Here is a 2302-nt window from a genome sequence, read left to right on the forward strand (position 1 = left end):
TGGTGGCCGAAACCCATCACTCGGAACTGATCACCCGAATCCGGTATGAAAGCATCGCGCATCGCTCGCCGCGACGGTCCGGCATCGGCGGGTGTATGCTGCACCGCGTGACGAACGTTCACGGGTGAGACGATGAAAATTTCAGTGATCGGCATGGGTGCGGTCGGCACCGAGGTGGTGGCGCATCTGGTCGCCTCGACGGTGGCGAGCGAGATCGTCGCGGTCGACCAGAACACCGCGAAGGCGCAGGCCGAGATGTGGGACTTCGCCCACACGACCTCGTTCATCTACGCCAAGAACCCGCGCCTCGTCGCCGGCGGCTACGCCGACACGGTGGGCAGCGACGTGGTGGTGATCACCGCCGGTGCGCAGCTCAAGCAGGGCGAGTCGCGCGACGTGCTGGTCGAGGTGAACACCAAGGTGATCCGCGACATCATCGCCCGCGTCGAGGCGACCTCGCCGAACGCGATCGTGCTGATGGTGACCAATCCGGTCGACGTGATGGCGCAGGTCGCGCTGACATACTCCTCGTTCCCGAAGAGCCGGGTGATCGGCCTCGGCACCATCGTCGACACCGCGCGCTTCATGCGCATCGTCAGCGAGCACGTCGGCATCGACCCGAAGAACATTTTCGGCTGGGTGCTCGGCGACCACAGCCACACCGCCTTCATCCCGTGGAGCCTGTGCAATGTCTGCGGCCTCGAGGTCGACACCTTCTGCCGGCTCAACGGCCACGCGCCGCTCGACCGCGCCGCGGTGCGCGGGCGGGTGCTGCAGATCGGCCTCGACATCTTCGCCGGCAAGGGCAACACCAATCACGGCATCGCCGCCAGCGTCTTCCGCATCGTCCGGGCGATCGCCGGCAACGAGCATTCGGTGCTGCCGGTCGGCGCGATGCTGGAGGGCGAGTACGGCGTCGAGGGCGCGGTGATGAGCGTGCCGTGCGTGATCGGCCGCGGCGGCTTGCAGCGCATCGTGGCGTACCGGTTCGACGCCGAGGAGCAGGCCGACTTCGAGGCCTCCCACGCGCACGTGCGAGAACTTCTGGCGCTCGCCGGCCTGTGACGCCCGCCGGTTCGTGCGAAGCGGAGCGGGGCGCGACGAGACGTCGGATTGTCCGTCGCGCTTCGGCGCTGCAGCATCGCGGGAAGAAACGACGCGCGAGTCGCGCGCGATGCGTCGGTGCGCCGGCAGGAGAAGCACGATCATGAACGAGGGGCGATCATGAACCCGGTGGCCGGCGCCGTTCGCAAGCTCCTCAGCACGGTCATTCACGTCACCGAGAACGCGCTGCTGCTCGGCATCGCCGGGCTGACGCTGATCGCCGTCGGGCAGGAGCTCCACACCCTCGTGCTCGGCGGCCGGGTCGGCCTGCAGGACCTCCTCCTGATGTTCATCTATGTCGAGGTGCTGGCGATGGTCGGCGTCTATTACGACAGCAAGAAGATCCCGATCACGCTGCCGCTGTTCATCGCCATCACCGCGCTCGCGCGGCTGGTCATCCTGCAGGGCAAGGATCTGCCGCCGATCAATCTGATCTACGAGAGCGGCGCGATCCTGATTCTGGCGATCGCCTGCGCGGTGATCGGCTACGCGACCCCGAAAGAGGGACGTGAAGATTAGTCCGATGCGAAATCCGATCCGCGCGGATTAGAGCGCGTCCACGCAATCGTGCGCGCGCAGTAACGACTTTCCCGATGTCGAGCCGCCGCATGTGAGAGCCGCGCCGCCGATCACGGCAGCGGTGTGGCCGCACCGTGCAAGCTTCGTGTCGATCGGCTCTTCGTCGGCTGCATTGCAGCGCAGCACGGAACGAGACGTTTCACGTCGCGTTGCACCAGCGACCCAGAGTCGCAATCGATGCATGCTCACAAGACAGAATCATGCACTATCATTTTTGGGAATGGCACACGGTTCATCTCGCTCTGTCGTGTGAGCGACGATGATACCAAGTGTCGCCGGTGCCGCGCGGGTCCGCTCGCACCGAATGTTTGTTTCGAGCGAGGTGCGCGCATGTCCGAGACTTCAGCAGACGACAGTGGGGCCCGGCGCATCGTGAAGATGCGTCGGAGCACGCTCGGCGATCCGCATCGTGACGCGCCCGCGGCGCCGTCCGTCGAGCGCGATCGCGAGCGCACCAAGCTCGCCAAGTTCGTTCTCGATCTCGTGGTCGACGAGGTGGTGCAGCGGCTGAAGCGCCGGCTGCGCACGCGCGGGGCGACCGGCGCCGCGGCCTTCCTGGCGCGTCCCCGGCTGCGGCGGCGGCGGGCCGGCACGCCCGGCGAAGGCGGCGCGGCGGGGC

The 2302-nt window shown here is 66.9% G+C and carries 3 protein-coding genes; all 3 read left to right on the forward strand.

Annotated features, from left to right (window positions below; all coding sequences use genetic code 11):
• Positions 1-132: 132 nt before the first annotated feature.
• Positions 133-1065, forward strand: a complete 933-nt coding sequence (locus A33M_RS19250; RefSeq protein ID WP_040621892.1) for a lactate/malate family dehydrogenase — start codon at positions 133-135, stop codon at positions 1063-1065.
• 159 nt (positions 1066-1224) lie between these two features.
• Positions 1225-1623 carry a phosphate-starvation-inducible protein PsiE gene (locus A33M_RS19255; RefSeq protein WP_040621898.1) on the forward strand — a complete coding sequence of 133 codons (399 nt, stop codon included), beginning with the start codon at positions 1225-1227 and terminating at the stop codon, positions 1621-1623.
• Between the two features lie 390 nt (positions 1624-2013).
• On the forward strand, positions 2014-2302 hold a 289-nt coding region (locus tag A33M_RS19260; protein WP_157223574.1), incomplete at its 3' end, for a hypothetical protein.

This window comes from Rhodovulum sp. PH10, assembly GCF_000293785.1.
Classification (GTDB): Bacteria; Pseudomonadota; Alphaproteobacteria; order Rhizobiales; family Xanthobacteraceae; genus Rhodoplanes.